At 61.9% G+C, this 16,099-nt stretch carries 18 protein-coding genes; 4 read left to right on the top strand and 14 right to left on the bottom strand.

Annotation, left to right across the window (positions count from 1 at the left end; all coding sequences use genetic code 11):
• Positions 1 to 8 precede the first annotated feature (8 nt).
• The 14 genes from traU to BM244_RS21030 are packed head-to-tail and all read right to left on the bottom strand — an operon-like array spanning position 9 to position 11,249.
• Entirely contained in the window at positions 9 to 1,025 is a 1,017-nt protein-coding gene (traU, locus tag BM244_RS21095) for a conjugal transfer pilus assembly protein TraU (protein WP_093400888.1), read from the bottom strand.
• Entirely contained in the window at positions 1,022 to 1,300 is a 279-nt protein-coding gene (locus BM244_RS21090; protein WP_056413874.1) for a hypothetical protein, read from the bottom strand. Before BM244_RS21090 ends, traU begins: the two co-directional genes overlap by 4 nt.
• Positions 1,300 to 1,914: a type-F conjugative transfer system protein TraW gene (gene traW, locus BM244_RS21085; RefSeq protein ID WP_254784704.1), complete on the bottom strand. Its 615-nt coding sequence runs from the start codon at positions 1,912 to 1,914 to the stop codon at positions 1,300 to 1,302. The genes BM244_RS21090 and traW overlap by 1 nt, the downstream gene beginning before the upstream one ends.
• Before the next feature lie 20 nt (positions 1,915 to 1,934).
• Positions 1,935 to 2,486 (bottom strand): S26 family signal peptidase, encoded by a 552-nt coding sequence (locus BM244_RS21080; protein ID WP_093400886.1) that lies wholly within the window; start codon positions 2,484 to 2,486, stop codon positions 1,935 to 1,937.
• Positions 2,467 to 3,123: a TrbI F-type domain-containing protein gene (locus tag BM244_RS21075; RefSeq protein ID WP_093400885.1), complete on the bottom strand. Its 657-nt coding sequence runs from the start codon at positions 3,121 to 3,123 to the stop codon at positions 2,467 to 2,469. Before BM244_RS21075 ends, BM244_RS21080 begins: the two co-directional genes overlap by 20 nt.
• Positions 3,120 to 3,461, bottom strand: a complete 342-nt coding sequence (locus tag BM244_RS21070) for a hypothetical protein (RefSeq protein ID WP_093400884.1) — start codon at positions 3,459 to 3,461, stop codon at positions 3,120 to 3,122. Before BM244_RS21070 ends, BM244_RS21075 begins: the two co-directional genes overlap by 4 nt.
• Positions 3,462 to 3,466: 5 nt before the next feature.
• Positions 3,467 to 6,049, bottom strand: a complete 2,583-nt coding sequence (gene traC / locus BM244_RS21065) for a type IV secretion system protein TraC (protein WP_093400883.1) — start codon at positions 6,047 to 6,049, stop codon at positions 3,467 to 3,469.
• Positions 6,046 to 6,999: a conjugal transfer protein TraV gene (locus BM244_RS21060; protein ID WP_139227052.1), complete on the bottom strand. Its 954-nt coding sequence runs from the start codon at positions 6,997 to 6,999 to the stop codon at positions 6,046 to 6,048. The genes traC and BM244_RS21060 overlap by 4 nt, the downstream gene beginning before the upstream one ends.
• Positions 6,996 to 7,862 carry a DsbC family protein gene (locus BM244_RS21055; protein ID WP_093400881.1) on the bottom strand — a complete coding sequence of 289 codons (867 nt, stop codon included), beginning with the start codon at positions 7,860 to 7,862 and terminating at the stop codon, positions 6,996 to 6,998. Before BM244_RS21055 ends, BM244_RS21060 begins: the two co-directional genes overlap by 4 nt.
• Complete coding sequence (locus tag BM244_RS21050) at positions 7,849 to 9,186, bottom strand: TraB/VirB10 family protein (RefSeq protein WP_093400880.1); 1,338 nt, start codon at positions 9,184 to 9,186, stop codon at positions 7,849 to 7,851. The genes BM244_RS21055 and BM244_RS21050 overlap by 14 nt, the downstream gene beginning before the upstream one ends.
• A 3-nt stretch (positions 9,187 to 9,189) precedes the next feature.
• Positions 9,190 to 10,008, bottom strand: a complete 819-nt coding sequence (locus tag BM244_RS21045) for a type-F conjugative transfer system secretin TraK (protein WP_093400879.1) — start codon at positions 10,006 to 10,008, stop codon at positions 9,190 to 9,192.
• Positions 10,005 to 10,577, bottom strand: a complete 573-nt coding sequence (locus BM244_RS21040) for a type IV conjugative transfer system protein TraE (protein WP_093400878.1) — start codon at positions 10,575 to 10,577, stop codon at positions 10,005 to 10,007. The genes BM244_RS21045 and BM244_RS21040 overlap by 4 nt, the downstream gene beginning before the upstream one ends.
• A gap of 1 nt (position 10,578) precedes the next feature.
• Positions 10,579 to 10,869 carry a type IV conjugative transfer system protein TraL gene (gene traL, locus BM244_RS21035; RefSeq protein ID WP_031439148.1) on the bottom strand — a complete coding sequence of 97 codons (291 nt, stop codon included), beginning with the start codon at positions 10,867 to 10,869 and terminating at the stop codon, positions 10,579 to 10,581.
• A gap of 59 nt (positions 10,870 to 10,928) precedes the next feature.
• Positions 10,929 to 11,249: a TrbC/VirB2 family protein gene (locus tag BM244_RS21030; protein ID WP_093400877.1), complete on the bottom strand. Its 321-nt coding sequence runs from the start codon at positions 11,247 to 11,249 to the stop codon at positions 10,929 to 10,931.
• Between the two features lie 1,042 nt (positions 11,250 to 12,291).
• Here BM244_RS21030 and BM244_RS21025 point away from each other — a divergent pair.
• The 4 genes from BM244_RS21025 to BM244_RS21010 all read left to right on the top strand — a co-directional run bounded on the left by BM244_RS21025 (position 12,292) and on the right by BM244_RS21010 (position 16,092).
• A complete protein-coding gene (locus BM244_RS21025) occupies positions 12,292 to 12,807 on the top strand; it encodes a hypothetical protein (RefSeq protein WP_139227050.1) in 516 nt (171 codons plus the stop codon).
• Positions 12,808 to 12,891: 84 nt separating this feature from the next.
• Positions 12,892 to 13,512: a GntR family transcriptional regulator gene (locus BM244_RS21020; RefSeq protein WP_093400875.1), complete on the top strand. Its 621-nt coding sequence runs from the start codon at positions 12,892 to 12,894 to the stop codon at positions 13,510 to 13,512.
• 226 nt (positions 13,513 to 13,738) lie between these two features.
• Entirely contained in the window at positions 13,739 to 14,386 is a 648-nt protein-coding gene (locus tag BM244_RS21015) for a lasso peptide biosynthesis B2 protein (protein WP_093400874.1), read from the top strand.
• Entirely contained in the window at positions 14,383 to 16,092 is a 1,710-nt protein-coding gene (locus BM244_RS21010; RefSeq protein WP_175518349.1) for an asparagine synthase-related protein, read from the top strand. The genes BM244_RS21015 and BM244_RS21010 overlap by 4 nt, the downstream gene beginning before the upstream one ends.
• The last annotated feature ends 7 nt before the right edge of the window (positions 16,093 to 16,099 follow it).

Here is a 16,099-nt window from a genome sequence, read left to right as displayed (position 1 = left end):
GTCTCTCCTCAGAGCACGCAGCAGTTGCGCTTGCGCCAGACGAGGTAGCCCATGTCCTCGCCCTTCACGGGGAAGGACCGGCCCGCCTGTGGTGGCATGGTCGAGGCCCCGAGCGGCGAGCAGACCATTTTGCCGCTGACCATCGGGATCGGATTGACCATCTGGACGCGGTATTGCTGCTTGCGCAGCACCGGCATCGGATACTTGTTGCAAAGCCCCTTGGAGCCCATCGTGCCCCAGGCGAGACCTTCGCGATGGATTTTGAAGGCGAAGCGGGCAAGCGCGAGACGCGACGCCTGCACATGACCGATCGAGGCGGCGATGTTGCCGTTGACCGGATACATCGGCCCCTGACAGCCAGCGCACCAGAAGGTCGCATCGAGCGGCAGCTTGGCCGTTGCCGCGATGCAGTCGCCCGCGCACGCAGCCTGGGCGATCGGCGACGAGAAGAGCACGGCTTCAGGATTGATAAGCGCGGTCAGCGAGTCATCCTGCCAGAGCGGGTCGACCTCGGTCATGTACGCGATGTCGAACGACGCCTGCTCGAAGCACAGGAAATCGGTCAGGATCTCCATCCAGTAGAGCAGCGGATAGACGTACCAGTGGACGTGCCACTTCGACGTGTTCTGCCCGTTCCCGCCGGTCTGCGATGGTCCGGATAGCTGGCCCTGTCCGATGTCGAAGCCGGGCGCGATCTTCGTGCCACCCAGATTGACGAAGCACCACGGTTTGGTGGTGACGTCGGCAAGACGCACGGGCTCCCAAAAGCCAGCCGAGATACCGATGCGCGGCACCGGACTGCCACACGCGCAGACGGGGAGGGACGGGTTTTCCGTGTCGGCGCGATTGCTCGGCCAGATCTTCAGGCCGCCAACCGAGAGCGGGAAGAGGCAAGACCAGCAGACGTCGGTGATCGGGTTCACGAATTTGCCCGAGCACTTCGATTGCGCCTCCGCGCGCGGGCTAACTGTCGTCGAAAGCACGAACGCACCCAGCAAGAGCGTCAGGAAGCGCAGGATCTTCACGCGTGCTCCTCCGACGACTGTGCGGCGTCGAGGAAGGCGTTGTCGGCGCGGTTCTTTCGGAAGACGTAGAGCGCGGTATGCAGCGCCGTCGTCATAAGCAAAGCCGCAACCATGAAGGATGCGGGGCGTCCGAAAAGGCGCACCAGCGGCGAGATGGCAAGGACGCCGATCGCGGACGCAACGCAAAGGACCTGAAAGGTCCGCCGCATGGTACGCAGATCGTCGGTTTCAGGAGCCGCCATCGGCGTGCGCAGGAGGTCGAGCCACAACGGCATCAGCTTATTCCCTTCAGCTTGATTTCGGAGAGCTTCAGGACGCGGCCATTCTGAACGGCGACAGCCGGCGTGTGCCGAATGCCGAGTTTGCCGGTGAGGCGACCTTCCTGGTCGAAATAGAAGCGCCGCTTGCGGTTGGTCATTTCCTCAATCGGCGAGCCGCTCACGAGGATGATTTTTGCCTTCAGATCGCTGTATTGCGACGTTGCCCATTCCATCTGTGCGGCGTCATCACCGTCGACGAACACCAGCGCCTGATGGACCGCGACGAAGTCGAGCGGGTTCACGGTCTGGCCGGCGCGGGCGATGTAGTTGCCCTTCTGGTCCTGAACGTCACGATCGATGACGATCGTCGGATCATAGGCCCAGCTGCGTGACTCCGTCGCCGCGGTGATACCGGCGACGGGCTTCGGCCGACGCACGCGCGCCTCGGACCGCTTGGCGAACTCCGCGTTCATGCGGTCGATCCCGCCCGTGCCTTGGAGACGCTGCAGGCGGGCCTCGATCGTCGCCAGCAGATCCGGCTCGATAATCGGAAAGACCTGGCCGACCACGCCGTGATCGCTCGCGCGCGTTGCCGAGGTCAGCGAAATCGATAGCAGGGCGACGATCACAAAGGACTCGATCGCTCGCTTCACAGGATGGGCTGCCCAACACCAACAATCTTGTTCGAGCAGGCGTAGCCGATCGCGGCATAACGGCTGTCGAAACCGTCCTTGTGCGGACTACCGACATAGTAGCAGCCCTGCGGGATCACGCCTGTCGGGCCGGCCACCAGCGGCTCGCCGAGTTTGGTGACAGGCTTCATGTGGCTGACGAGCTTGCGGGCGACGAACACATCCGCGCCGCGGTGCACGACGGTGTCACCCGGCATGCCGTAGACAATCTTGCCAAACATCTGCTTCTTCGCACCGAAATGCTTGATGACGAGCGGCACGGCAGGCGGCACGAAAAAGACATACTCGCCACGCTTGGGCACTGCCGTCTTGTGAATCACGAATGCCCAGTTCGGCAGGGATTCCGACGCGTTGATGAGCAGCCCGTGCGTGTCGCGCCACTCGGCGATCGCGTTCAGCGAGATACCACCGGCGACGAACAAGCCAAGCGCTGCCCAGAGGCGTTTGCGGGGGCGGAAACCCTGGGCCGCTGCTTGCGCTGCAATTGCCTTACTGGCCACCGGGGCCACCAAAGCTTGAGACCATGGCGCCGGCAACCGAAGGATCAACCGGTGCGACGTCCTGCGCAGTGGCGGGGGCAGGCACTGCGGCAAAGGGGTTCGGCGCGGCGGGAACGGGTGCGACCTGCGCCATTTCGACAGGCGCGATCGCCGGCGCGGCAGGCACCTGACCTTGCATCATCGACCCCATCTGCGCAGGCGTCGCCGGCATCGGTGCCTTCACGCCGGAGGCATAGACGGCTCTGGCGACGTCGGCCGTGATGTCGGGCACGCTCTTGGACAGAACTGCCTCGCCGACGAGAACGACCTGACCAGCCGCACCGCGACGCTGCAACTCAGTATCGAGCGATGCCATGAACGTGCGCATCTGCGCCTGGACCTGGTCGGGCGGGGTCGCGCTGCGGGCTTGCGCCTGCACGTACTCGCCAACGATCCGGGACAGGTCTGCCTTGACGATATGCTGCGGCTTTTCAGCAGTCACAGCCTTCGTGACCCACATGGCCCAGACCAGCGCGAGGACGAGCGCCGCACCGATCAGCAGCTGCACGGCGGTGTAGCCTGCGAACACCGTCTTGCGCCGGACAGTGATCGCGGCAGGAGCGGTCACAGCGGGCTCGGCCGTGGGGGTGTCGACGGCCTCGGTCATGCGCCGTGCTCCAGGCGGGCGGCATCATGCGGCAAAATAGCGTGACGGCGGAAGAACATGATCGCGCCGGAGATGACCATATGAGCGATACCGACGATCATCTTGAACTGGTCGAGCCGGCCAATGTCCGCGGCGAGGTAGCGGCTGGTCAGGTTCTGCAGATGGTTCATCATGCCATCGAGCGAGAAGCTGCCGATGAGCAGGAAAAACAGGACGAAGACGCCCCACGTCATCAGCAGCGTCGTGGCCATAAAGCCCGCGAAGTGCAGTCCGAAATAAAGGAAATAGCCGTAGTCGAACTTGCGCTCGACGTGGAGGGGCTGAAGAACGGTTGCCATGGTGGTCACTCCGCTGCGATCGCCAGCGCTTCATCGGCGCTCGGATCGGTCCATTTCTCGGGATTGTCGGGGTAGGCGACCCGTTCGATCGCCTCTTCCATCGTCAGACCCTGCGCGAGCAGGTCATGGATGGCCGCGAACGTGCGGGGCGATGACGAGTAAACCGTCGCCGAATAGGGATCGAGGACGAGCCGACCGACCGCCAGCGTCTCCGGCCCCTTGATCATCACGTCTGAGTATTCGGAGCCGTTCCGCTTCAGCGAGCGGAGCAGCGCATCGGTATAATCGTCCATCTCAAAGCGATCGTGCTTCTTGAAGTCGGCTATCGTCTCCGCCTTCTGCTGCAGGATGACGAACCAGTCGCTGTTCTCGAGTGCCGCCTTCGACCCGTCCGACTTGTAATAGTCGTTGAGGCTCTGCGTGGCGGTAACCAGCGACGCGCCGTATTTGCGGCAAGTACGCGCATAGGCTTCGATGAAGTCGGCCATCGAGCCGCCCTTGAGCATCTGCCACGCCTCATCGAGCAGCAGCGCCTTGGGGACAGAGCGGTCCTCGCGACGCATGGCCTGGCTCGCCATGAACATGATCGCGGTCAGCGCGACGCTACGAAGCTCCTCGCGCGACGACAGATCCGACAGCTCGAACACCGTCAGGTTGTTCTTGAGCTGGAAGGAAACCTCGCCCTCGAAGAAGCGGCCATAGGTGCCGTTGGTCGAGAAGGGGCGCATCGCGATCGCGAGATTGATGGCGAGCGGGTTTGTGGTTTCATCGAGCGCTGCGATGACGTCGTTGACCGAGCCCTGTCGGCCTTTCTCGGCCCAGACCTTGTTGATCGCGCCATCGATCAGGCCGCGCTCGGTATCGTCGAGCTTGTCGATGTGCCGCGCCATCTGGTTCACGATCGATTTCAGCATGGCGAAGCAGTCCATGAGGTAATCCTCATCGGTCTCCGCCAGCACTGGATCGATCATCGAGAACGGGTTGATGCAGAAGCCCGACGACATCGTGAACTCGACGAAAGCGCCGTTCTGCAGCTTGGCAGAATGCTCGAACGACCGGCCATCGTCGATCACGACGACCTTGGCACCAGCACCGACCATCGAGGCGCACAGCTCCTGCAGGGCCACCGACTTGCCCGAGCCCGACTTGCCGAAAACCGCGACGTTGTGGTTGCCGGCAGTGTTCTCAAAGGGCGACCAGAAGAAGGGCTGACCGCGCCTGCCGATCAGCATCAAATGCGGGTTGTTGCCGCCCAGATATTCGCCTTGGAGCGGCATGAGGCTTGCGGCCGTCGTGGTCAGGATGGTGCGTAGCCGCTTCATGTTCTTCAGGTCGAACGACAGACCATTAGCCATCGTCATCGGCATCGCCGCGAGCAGGCCCTGGATCTGCAGATAGCGATCATCGAGCAGGTCCCAGCCTGCCGCGCGGTACACCGACTTCAGGATGCGCTCATTGGCGTCGCCCTTGCCCTTCGGGCTAAACGAGGTGACCGAGTAAAAAGCCTGCACCAGCTTGCGGCCTTTGCGCAGCTCGTCCTTCACGAAACGCCACTCTTCGGACTGGTCCTTCAGCTGTGGCAACATGCGCGCGGACTTGCTGTCGGCGAGGCTGGTGGTGCGCATGAACTTGCGGCCGGCGCGCTGCCCGGAGGCTTCGGCGTCAGGGAAGTCGAGGCACAGGTTGGTCGACACCGGGCAGGGCATGCGCAGCTTGTCGGCGAACATGTCGCCGATCAGCTTGGCCATGTCCCACGGCGCCCAGCGCTGCGGCAGGTTACGGACCGAGAAGGAGCGGACATCAAATGTGTCCGGGTAGATCTCGCCGATCTCCGGCGCATTTTCGACGGTCTTGCCGGTCGGGCGGAACCGCTCGGTGCGCAGCAGAATACGGTCCGGCTCGATCTTCATCTCCAGATTGTGGCGCACCGCCTGGTCAGCGATCGGGTCAAACGGATTGTAGGTGATCGTGTCGTCACCGGGCGCCGTCGTCGGCGAGGTGATGTCATCGATCCACGAGATGAGGCCCTTGGGGTCAACTGCACGCGCATGGACGCCGAGCGACTCCAGCGCCGAGATCAGCCCTTCCATGACCGAGGTAATTTCCTCGTTCGACACGCGGCTCGATTCCGGGGTTGAGTAGGACAGGCCGAGGCGGTGATTGCGCAGGCAAAATGGAGCTGATGCCGACAGCGAGTTCCAGACGCCGCCCATCAAATACTCGGTGCGGTGCCGCGCCATGCGCTCGTAAATGCCCGCTGCGGAATAGCGCGGCATGTACCACTGCGAAAGCTTCTCGCTGATGCGCGGGCTCATCCAGCCATGAACCTGCAGAGCGCCCGGCGTGGGAATGCCCTCGGACAGCAACTGTGCGAGCATCTCGTGGCTCTGCTCGGTCGCGCCGATCATCGGTGTCGCTTCGAGGAAGAAACCACGCGATGCGCTGTTGTAATAGATTTGCGCCTTGGGGTCGTAGCCGCGGTAGGGCAGCCAATGGACGAACCGGGGAACGGCAGTGTAAGGGCGGCCATTTTCAGGCTTGGCGGAGTCACCAAGAAGGGTGGCGAGCAAGTCTTTGAAGATGCTCACTGGACAACTCCGGGGAACGAGGACGCGCGCAGCACGGGCAGCACGTTCGCCGCCTTTACCACCTCCCGCGCTTCAGGTTCGGCGCGAGCAAGACCTGCACGGATGGCAGGGTTGGTGCTGACTGCGTCGATCGCGGCGCGACCCGCAGGGGTTACATACTTCGGCGCCGTGAGTGCCGAGGTTGCCGTAAAGGCCGGACGGACAGGCGCGGGTGAGGAAAGGGGCTTGGAGGCGGTGGTCATGCCGACGGCAACCGGCAAGTTTGGCGTTGGGGACGCCGACTTCGAGCCAAAGGTCACCGCGGACGGGGTGCGGAGTGCCGATGGCGACACCGAAAGGCGGCGCGGCGCTATCGAGAGCCGACGCGCGACCTGATCCTTGATGTCACCGACAGGATCCGCCTGAACGCGAGCGGCAGCAACCGCAGCTGCGCTTGGCATATCTGGATCAGCAGTTGCGGAATCCTCCATGAAGGGAGGATCGGCACGGTCGACAGCTGCAAGCAACGTGTCGCCGCCCGTTGCCGCCTGAACCTGTGCTGGCGTCGTCGCGACCGCGTTGCTCGCAAGCGCGCGCTGCCATTCGCCGCGCTCGACGACGGCATGGACCGCGGTCTGTTCGTGCAGGCGACCGGCGCCGTCGATCTGCGCCGGGAAGACGATGCGAAGCACGCGCTCCTGGCTACGCGCAGGCGCAACGGCAGCGGTGTCGAAACCGCGACCGGCGCTTTGCGGCGCGCTGTAGGGACCAGCGGGCGTAATCAAGCGATCGCCATCCTCGCCAGCGATCATCGCCAGAGCGCGATCATCGATCTTCGAACTGGGCGCGCAGATGCCGTCGGGCGCGACGCAGGTGAAGCTGCCCTTGATGTTGCCGCCCATTGTCGTGCAGCCGGTCATCATGGTGCCGGAGGCAAGGGCGACAGCGAGACAAACATGGACCTTATTCACGACCGGCCTCCAGCGATGAACGAGGCGAGAGCCTCCTTGGGACGATAGCCCTCGATCATCGCGCCATCGGCGCGGACGATGACGGGTGTGCCGTTCAGGCCGTGCGAGCGAGCGAAGCGCTCATTGGCATCGAGGCCTGAGGTGTCGCAGGTGGCGGCGTTGCGAAGAGGCTCGCCGGCATAGGCCTGATGAAGCGCGGTTTCGCGGTTCTCTGCGCAATACACCTGATTGGCGAGGTCGCGGCTGCCCAGTACCGAGATCGGCCGTTCGACCACCCGGACGTTCATCGAGCGCAGCGTGTTCGACAGCGCCCGGCAATAGCCGCAGCGGAAGTCGCTGAAGACCGTGACCGTCTTGCCCGACTGGTTGCCCCACACGATCGCGCCATCTTTGGGGAGACCGTCGAGCGAAATTCGTGAAGGGGTTGTCGGCGAAGCAGCGCCAGCAGCCTTGGCGATGGGGGGCTCGCCGCCTTCGGGTGCGTTGTTGGCCTTGGCTGCGCCGCCAATCAGCGTGTCCGGATTGATCTCGAGAAGGCGGGTTGCAGTGAGATCCTGCCGCTTCTCCATGTCGTAGACACGACCGATAACGAGATAGCGTACCGAGCGATCGACGTAGAACAGGTTGTTGCCGGCCGTCACTTCACAGAGGCCATCGACGATCGCGCAATCGACCTTGCTGACCTGCGTTTTAGGCAAGCGGGCCTTCAGGAGGGCGATCACCGATGCGTCTGCCGGACGAAGCGCGGCATAGGCGGCCTTCGCGCCGATCGCGGCAGCAACGAACGCTGCGACAACCAAAAGAAGGACCAGCACCCGACCAACGGTCAGACGCCTGTCGGCGGTGCTATCAGTTCCAAACATAAACACCCTCCAGGAAGACGATTTCAACGTCGACGCCGGTCGGCATTTCGATGACCGGCTGGTACTGCTCGGCACGCTCGATCAGGTATTTCGAGACCATGTCGCCAGCCTCGCCGACGCCATTTCCGATCCCGCCTTGCGCGATATCACCCATGCCGAGCTGCTGGCGCTTGCCGTTGACCTGAACATTGCTGCCCTGGAGGAAAGAGTTCGAATTGGCTGCGAAACCCTTGCCGATCCCGCCGACGAGGCCCGCAATGAAAGCTTGGCTGACGAGTGACCCTTCGCGGCTGACGACACGTCCGCGAACGCCGGTCTTGCCGCCGAACGCGATGAAGCCTTTGACCTCCGACACCGCGTAGCGACCGCCCGGCTGAGGGCAGGTCATCTTCTGCAGCTTAACGTAGACCTTCTCACTCGAAAGCTCCGCGCGTGCCGCACCGTTGATGAGGCAGCCTTGGATTTTCGTCGTGAGCAGCTTGCCATTCTGCAGCACCGACCGCGCGGGGCCGGTGACTCGAAGGACGACGGGCAAAGGATCAGTCTGGCTGTTGGTGCCGGCTGCGGCATCGACACCGACGATGACCTTGGCGCTCGCAAAGCTGTTGGGTGGAAGGTAGTTCGGACTGTCGGTGTAGACCGTGCTGCCCTTGGAAACCTTCGAGGCATTACCGGCCTCGGCGGAGCCAAACGAGACCATCTTAACTTCGCTGAGGCGCGCAGGCGGAAGGTCCGGACCGGGAGTAGCGCCCGCCGCGCCGGGGCGACCGTAGAGGGCGGCGCTACCAGGACCGTACATTGCCTGCGGCCCGGGCATCGGGGGAGGCGCTGCGGAACGCTCGTTGACCTGCCGACGCAACTGATCGTTTTCGGCCTGATAGGCGGATACGACCCGCTGGCCATCGCTCGACATCGACTGGTTCTGCGCGCGCATTGCATCGAGCTGCTCGGCTAGCTGCGCGACGCGGGCATTGGTGCCCTCGACACCCTTCAGCTGGTTTTCGTTTGACTGGAAGCGGTTCTCCGACTGCGCCATCCACTCCTGCTCGGACTTGGTCTTGTTGGTCATGTCGCTGACCGAAACCGTCTTCTTGTCCGCGCTATCGGGATCGATCTTCTTGACCGCGTCGTCACCGCCGAAGATCCAGAACGAGGATGCAACGAGAACCACGCCGCAGCCGGCCGCCAGCTTCATCTGCTGCTTCTTGCGGGTCTCGACGTTGCCATCCAGTTCCGAGGCGATCGGGGATACACCGTCGCCGTCAACGACTTCGGGAGCGTCGAGCGGCTTGCGCTCGCGGGAGAAGATATCTTTGATGCCCATGGCTTAGTTTCCGTTCCGCGAGACGAGGTAAGCGGTCGTGACCCGACCCGGCGCGAGCTTGGGTTCGGCGATCGAGACCGCGAGCGCGCTCGATGGCGCCACGCTGGCCTCGGTCAGCACCGTTTCCTTGGTACCCTTGTTTTCAATGCGCAGGACGCGGCCGGTAAGAGCGTCGCCGCGATATTCAGCGATCATCTGAACCTTGAGGTCGCCGACATAGACGGGCTTGAGCGAGCGCTGACGCATCTCGAAGCCGTCGACCGTCTTGTTGGCGTACATCGCCTGCACCAGCGTCACAGCGGCTTCTTCCGGCGAGGACGTCTGTGTGACCTTGGTGGTCGTACCGGCTTCCGCGGCGTCGGCCTTGGTGATCGCGGGGTTCGAGACGAACACCTGCACCGCCTGGTCGCCGCTGATCCGGCACTGGAACTTGTAGACGTAGCCGCGCTTGCTGGTGCCGAAGAACGACAGGAGTTGGCGACCGAAGCCCTCCGGGACCGACAGGTAGATGTCGCCGCGGACCGGCTCGTTGACGACCGAGAAGTCGTCCGAGGGGTTGCCGGTATTGATCTTGGACACACCAGCGAACTCGTCGCCGACGAGGCTGATCCGGGTGATATCCTTGGCGGACGCGTTGCAGGATACCTGCGCACCGTCGTCGGCCATCAGTGTCTGGTCGCCAGCCGCGAAGGCGGGGACCGCAAAGACGAAGATCGCGACCGCAATTAGAGCTGCACCGGCGATGCGGCTCAGCCAGCAAAAGGTGCGGCTGGAGAGGGCAGTGCCGAGCGCGGCGCTGCCAAGGGCGTAGATTGCGGTCACATCGCAGCTCCCGGACGGGTCTTGGGTTGGACCATGCTGAAGCCGACGAGCTTCAGGGTCATGCCGGCATATTCCCAGTCGTAGACAAAGGTCCGCTGCTCGGATGACACGATCTTCTGGCCGATGACCGTGTTGAGCTTGCCCGACACGGTGGACCGGAGCGCCTTGGGGTCGATCTCCATGCCCTCGAGCGTAAAATACTGCGACATGCTGGAGCCGCGCTGCTCGTCAACGATCTTGAGGAGGTCGGCTTTGATCTTGCCCTGCGACTTGGGCGAGACGATCGCGAGAACCGACTTCATCCAATAGTCGAGGCTGCTCGGCGTGCGGTTAAGCGTCAGCACGGCCGTGTCGCGAGTCACAAGCTCCAGATACTCGCGCGAGACACCCGACGTGGACAGCGTGACCGGCGAGCCAAGAACAGGCTGCAGCACGATTTCGCGGCTACGTGTCGCCGACATCAGGAGCAGGAGCGCAACAAAACCGGCAAGAACGAGTGCGGCTATACCGAGGACATTACGCTGGCGAAGGACGCGCTGGCTTTGCGCGTGCTGGTAGGAAAAATCCATGTCAGCCCACCATTAGTCGGAGGTAGGAAGGTGGCGTGGCGCGCAGCGACGGGAAGCCGCCTGGCAGATGCCAATACGCCAGATGAATCAGCCACGACGTTGCCCGTCCCGCCTTTGCCCTCCTAAGGGCCCACCAGCCTAGGACGGCTAAGCCGATCCCGATGACGATGTGTTGGGACAGGATCCCCCAAGTGAAGGGGATAACCATCGCGAGGAACTCGTCGAGCGTCCAGAACCCGATCAGCTCAGGATCGTCGAGGTGCGATGGGATCACGTACTTATCGGCTGACATCACGCCACCTTCAAAGACGGTGCCGGCGAAGCTGCTATCAACGCCGGCACCGGGTCGGTTCAGATGGTGGCGGTTACGGTCGAGGTGACGATCGGAATGCCGGTACCGGCGCCGACGCCCACACCGACCGGGATCGCGACCTGGCCGAGCGAGAAGCGGCCCGAGGCCAGGCCGACGACGCCGCCAGCGAGCGACAGGACGGTGATGATCTTGCCGCCCGAACCTTCGAGAAAGCCGGTGAATTTTGCGAGGGCGGTGTCGAACGTTGCGTCGGCGCCGGCAAAGGCAGGGTGGGCCATCAGCACTGCGGCCGCAGCCGTGCCGATGACCGCCAAGGCGGTCGTCTCGGCACGACGGTCGATCTTAAGCATGGTCTTCATGGTAAGGAGTCTCCCTTCGATCGGGCGCATTTCAGCACGCCCACAGAAAGGCTGGTGGCGTGACATCGAAGCGGCAACTCCAAATTCATGGAACCTTGAGGCTCCGGGAGCATCGCGGGCGCTACGAAAGAGATTTTCACCTTTTGGCTGCAAAAGTGTCGCGCACGTGCGGCATCTTTGCCCCTTTTCGAACCCGCCGGCTCATATATGAGCTAGTCGAACCGACGATGCTTCGGGCGGGGCGGAGGTGAAGCGCCGTTTCGCCGGATTGATTACATGTGGCTGGAGGAACGATTCGGACCAAATCTCGATCTTCGCGCTATCCTGATTTACGTCGCGGCGCCGCCACTTAATGACAACGGGATTGTCCGGAATACTCGATATCAGGATCGTTGAACGTTCAGAACGGTTTGCGAGACAAAAAGCTTCAACGCGAACGGCCATGTCTTCCGGTGAGGCAGGACGCGCCGCCTAATTACGTTGGAAATCACGGGTCGGCGACGAAAAGGCATCGGCGTGAAGCTAATGTGTTTGAAACAATACGACGGTAACCTTCGTCCCTCCGGAAATGGCACGCAACCGTTCCGCTGCCTCGCGCAACGGCGAGATCAAACGGTGAGATCAATACGATCCGCGGGCCGTGGATGTAGGCTGCGATCACACGTTCTTAGATCCGCCGGCGGACGAGGCAGAGTGTCTTTTCGAACTCGGCGGCGTCCTGTTCGTCGGCATCGGGCCGGCGGTCATGATCCGCTCGATTTCGGGACGCGTCAGTTGAGCCTTGATGTATATCGCACGATCTGCCCGTGTATGCTCAGTACGTTCGGCCTGAAAACCACAAAGGACGAGCCTGACAAGCTTACTTGCACGGCGCAGAAGTAGCGCACCTCGTAAGATAACAGTGCAGCAGATATATCGTTGATAGACAAAACGACCGGCAGCCAACGTCTAAGGTCGGGCTGCAATGATGCCAAATTGGCATCGATTAAGGTTGCGCAGTGCGGTCAACGCGTGGATCCTTCATTCAGATATGGAGGATCCCGTGAGTGCGATTTCCAGTTCAGGGCATGCTAGTCCAGAAACCGTCCCATGCAGCCGTACTATAATTGATTATCTTCTCTTCAAGGCAGACGCCAGACGTGTCAGCATTCGAAGGCTCGGAGAACTGGCGGGCATTAACCACAGTAGATGCGCTCGCATTCTGCATAAAGATCCGGCGCGGCGTTATGCGATCAAGATTTACGAACTATCGCAGATCCTCGACGTCCTGAATGTAGAATTCATAGAGGCAGCCCTCGCGAGCGATGCCTGGCGCCACGATCCGGTGATCCCGCACGCTTCTGTCGAGCGCGCTGCAATACTGACATCGGAGTTTGTCCGGGGCCTTCCAGCAAAAATTATCGGTATCGTTAGCGAAATTCAAGGTCTCGACTGCCTCGATATCAGAAAAGAGCAGGGCCACCCTCTAAGGTCTTTGATCATCCAGGTAATCAGCAAACAGTACGCGGAGATAGCCCGGCGCCGCGATGTAAAGATAGAATTTGACTATAAGATATAGGCTTGAGGCGCTGATGCTGCTCAGCGGCTCGAGGCTAAGTGTGGAACCGCTGTTCTCTTTGGCTGCCAAGCGAAAGGCACTTACTTGCGACAATTGTCAAGAGTCGAGGGCGTCCGACGACACATCCTTCAAGGGCTGCGCAATGGTGATCAGCGACCTGGCGCTGTCATCAACGTAAGGGAAATAGCGGCCGGCTTGGGTACGAGCCCGACGCCCGTCAGGGAAGCGCTCGAGCGCCTTGCAGGGGAGGGCATCGTTCATGCGGGGCGAGGCGAGCGAGGGTTTACGGTTCCCCGCTATGGCGCGCGCGAACTGTCAGATCTTTATCGACTGTTGGAGACACTGTTGCAAATTGCTCACCGAGATCACGGCCCGCTCAAATCCGACGAAGACATACGCGTAAGTATCGAAGACGGAGCTCCAGCTTTAGCTGTCGAGAGCGTGTTGAGTCATGTAGCAAGCCGAACCACAAGCAGGATTCTGTCCGGCGAAATCCGTCGGATCATCAATATCCTCGGCCCTTACCGAATTGAAGAGCCCAAAATTATTCCAAACTGGCGAGAAGAGCTGGGCGATCTACGCGCTAGCCTGATTGCCAATGAGCAGGTTGTGAAATCAATCCGATTTCATACAAAACTCCGATTACAGCAGGTCGCGGCGTTGACCGAGTCGGTCAACGCGGATGATCACGACCAAATATATTGAAGATATAGCAAGAATAGAGACGCGCATGATGATCTATTAGCCGGGCCGCGATGGTGCGGCGTACAGGAAGGAAATGATCATGAAGACGTTCTCGCTCATTGATCTGGGCCGCGCGAGCAAGGTCACCGCCGCATCGCTGATGGGGCCGGTCGCAGAGCGCGACAGCGTTACCCTGCGCAACTATATCTGAAGGGTCGGCGGCGTCTTCGGGCGCCGCCGCATTCATGTGATTGCGCTATCCAAATTTGCCTATGGCGTCGTCATCGGCTCGGACGCCATCCTGCTAGATGTCCGAGCTGACCGCTATCACGCGATGGTAGGAGCAGCGGTTGACAAAGATGGACCGATCCCCTTGCCAGAGACCGGCCGACATCTGGTTCCGGAAGCATGGACAGCACTGATTGAGACAGGGTTGGCATTCCGGGGATCGGGACGCGGCTTCAGCAATCTGCACGGGCCCGAACATGCGCTTGTGCTCTCTGAAGACATTTGCGAGCGCTCCACCTTGCGTGACTCGGTCGATCTGGTCGCTGCGATCATCACCGCCCGGTGGAGATTGCGGAGAGGCCTGCCTTGTCGCTCTTACAACGCGACGAGGCCGGCGCCCGACGCAGCGACCCTCACTGCACTGCATTCCGCCATGACGGCATTGCGCACGGTCAGATTGTTTATCCCGACACCTCGACGCTGCCTTCCGGCATCGTTGATCACGGCTTTGTTCCTGGCGCGTCGTGGCGTCACGACGCAGATCGTGTTTGGCGTTCGATCCTATCCGTTTGAGGCGCACTGCTGGGTCGAGCACGACGGCGTCGTCGTTGACGACGACCTGGACAAGGTATGCGCCTTCCTACCGATCGTGGTGGGACATCCATGAACACCCGCTTCGTTGTCGTGACCACGCGACGTGATCACGCGGTCGAGCGAGCATGCCGGATCGCGGATCACCTGAAGTCGCACGGGCTTCAGGAAGTCCGTCGGAGCAGTCGGCAGATCTTTCTCGCCTCGCCGGGCGCATCGTTCGAGGCTTTCGGCCCCGCGATCACGATCTTCGGGACGCTCTATGGGCGTTTCACGCCGCCGCAAGGTGGTCCTGCCCACGCAAACGACGGAACGACTGAGCGGTTGGCGCGAAGGCTCACAAACTCCTCATGGGGACGGTACGTGGCGTTTTTCGAAACGGACGATGATCTCGGGGTGATGGCCGACCCTTCAGGTTCGGGCATTGGATACGAGGTGGCGGACGAGGAGGTATCGCTGCTGTGCGACCGGGTTGATCCGTCCCTTCTGCGGGCCGCGGGGCTCACAGGCCGTGTTGAGCTGAACGCATTGCACGGATGCCTCATCGATCCGACCACTGCGATACAGGCCAAATTCCTGCGCGGCGTGGAGCGGCTCGTCCCGGGCCGACTACATTCCCTGCTCGGGCGGCATGCACCGATAGCAATATGGTCGCCGGCGACCGTCGCGGAGAGAAGGGACGATCCAGAAGATCGCCTGCGCGCCAGCCTCGACAAGACGCTTTCGGGGCCAGGGTGCACACGGCCACTCGTACAGCTGTCGGGCGGGCTTGATTCCAGCATTATCGTATCAAGCCTTGCCGCCATCGCTCCGATGACACGCGCTATGACCGCAACGTCAGCAGCGGGCGACGTCGAGGAGACGCCTCACGCCCGATCCGCCGCAGCACATGCCGGTGTACCGTTGATCGAAAAGCGGTCCGATGCCTTGCCAGACTATCGGTCCTTCTTTGACGCACCCCAGATCGCACACCCCTATCTCCATGGGCTTGACGACCTCTTCGCAAACAGCGTTGAGGACGCCGGCTCGGACATGGGCGCGGACGCTGTAGTGACAGGACAGGGGGGCGATGCCCTGTTTTTCAATTCGCCAAGCCCCCTGGTAGCCGTCGACCGGAGACGGGCGCTCGGCAGCTGGGTAGCACGGCGATCGCTTGTCGATGATGCCCGGCGCAGCGGGAGCACCATTTGGCACCATCTGATTCCTGCCGAGCTGGATCGGTTCAGGCAAACGCGGATCCCGTCTCACACCATGGTTCCCCCGTGGGTGGTTCGCGACAGGCAGTCTTCGACCCTGAACGAACCACACCCGTGGACGGCGGATGCGTCGAGTCTGCCTCCTGGCAAACGGCTACACATCATGATGCTGGCCAACGCACAGATATTCCATTCGGAACGCCCAACTCCGAGCCAGATGCCCCTGCATCATCCGTTGCTCTCCCAGCCTATGATGCAAGCGGCGATGTCCATACCGGTCTGGATGCTGGCATCGGGGTCGCTCAATCGGGGACTTGCCAGACGCGCTTTCGCTTCGCGAATTCCAGTCGATGTCGCACGGCGCGGTTCAAAGGGGGAGGCGACCGTCTTGTACGGCAGGGCGGCGGTGGCGAATCTCCAGTTTCTGCGCGAGACTATGCTGGGCGGCGCTCTGGCAAGCTGTGGCATCGTCGATGAACAACGATTGGAGCAACTGCTGACCCCGGATCATCTGTTCTATAGTCTGCACAATCACTCGCTGATACTTCTGGCAAGCTGCGAAGCCTGGCTCAGGGCTTGGCGGTAGCCTGCGT

This window comes from Sphingomonas sp. OK281 (assembly GCF_900115295.1).
Taxonomy (GTDB): Bacteria; Pseudomonadota; Alphaproteobacteria; order Sphingomonadales; family Sphingomonadaceae; genus Sphingomonas.
Note: the sequence above shows the minus strand (reverse complement) of the source record. Positions and strands in the feature narration are given on the sequence as shown.

What these genes read in the sequence shown, in the direction of transcription:
- BM244_RS21090 (WP_056413874.1), bottom strand. Translation starts at nt 1,300, where the DNA reads ATGCCGTTGTGGCTCGACCTCCTGCGCACGCCGATGGCGGCTCCTGAA.
- BM244_RS21075 (WP_093400885.1), bottom strand. Translation starts at nt 3,123, where the DNA reads ATGACCGAGGCCGTCGACACCCCCACGGCCGAGCCCGCTGTGACCGCT.
- BM244_RS21070 (WP_093400884.1), bottom strand. Translation starts at nt 3,461, where the DNA reads ATGGCAACCGTTCTTCAGCCCCTCCACGTCGAGCGCAAGTTCGACTAC.
- BM244_RS21055 (WP_093400881.1), bottom strand. Translation starts at nt 7,862, where the DNA reads ATGTTTGGAACTGATAGCACCGCCGACAGGCGTCTGACCGTTGGTCGG.
- BM244_RS21050 (WP_093400880.1), bottom strand. Translation starts at nt 9,186, where the DNA reads ATGGGCATCAAAGATATCTTCTCCCGCGAGCGCAAGCCGCTCGACGCT.
- BM244_RS21040 (WP_093400878.1), bottom strand. Translation starts at nt 10,577, where the DNA reads ATGGATTTTTCCTACCAGCACGCGCAAAGCCAGCGCGTCCTTCGCCAG.
- traL (WP_031439148.1), bottom strand. Translation starts at nt 10,869, where the DNA reads ATGTCAGCCGATAAGTACGTGATCCCATCGCACCTCGACGATCCTGAG.
- BM244_RS21030 (WP_093400877.1), bottom strand. Translation starts at nt 11,249, where the DNA reads ATGAAGACCATGCTTAAGATCGACCGTCGTGCCGAGACGACCGCCTTG.
- BM244_RS21010 (WP_175518349.1), top strand. Translation starts at nt 14,383, where the DNA reads ATGAACACCCGCTTCGTTGTCGTGACCACGCGACGTGATCACGCGGTC.